The sequence below is a fragment of the Solihabitans fulvus genome (genome assembly GCF_008386585.1).
Taxonomy (GTDB): domain Bacteria; phylum Actinomycetota; class Actinomycetes; order Mycobacteriales; family Pseudonocardiaceae; genus Solihabitans; species Solihabitans fulvus.
In genome coordinates this window covers 1-320 of record NZ_VUOB01000371.1, presented here as the reverse complement: position 1 = coordinate 320, position 320 = coordinate 1, and the positions used below count along the sequence as shown (strand labels likewise).

The following is a 320-nucleotide window of genomic DNA, read 5'->3' as shown; positions in this document are numbered from 1 at the left end:
GGCAGTTTTTCTTTAGTGAAAAAGTGTCTGCACTACCCTGGCCCAGCATCTCACCCGACTTGAACCCGATAGAGCACCTGTGGGGAGTGTTGAAGAGGAAAGTTGAAGAGAAGAAGCCTCGCAACATACAGCAGCTCAAACAAGCAGTGGAGGATGAATGGATGTCCATCCAACCAGCCACAAGTGCTAATTTAGTGGAGTCTATGCCCCGGAGACTTGATGCAGTCATCTCAAACATAGGTTCACAGACCAAATATTGATAAAATTCTTATTCCTCGAACTATGTACATACTTTTGTACCTGCTACTATTGACCTTTTC

The 320-nt window shown here is 44.7% G+C and carries 1 protein-coding gene; it reads left to right on the top strand.

The features are described from left to right. Nucleotides 1-260 (top strand): transposase (locus tag F0L68_RS41795; protein WP_223199669.1); only part of this gene is annotated, 260 nt, incomplete at its 5' end. Nucleotides 261-320 lie beyond the last annotated feature (60 nt).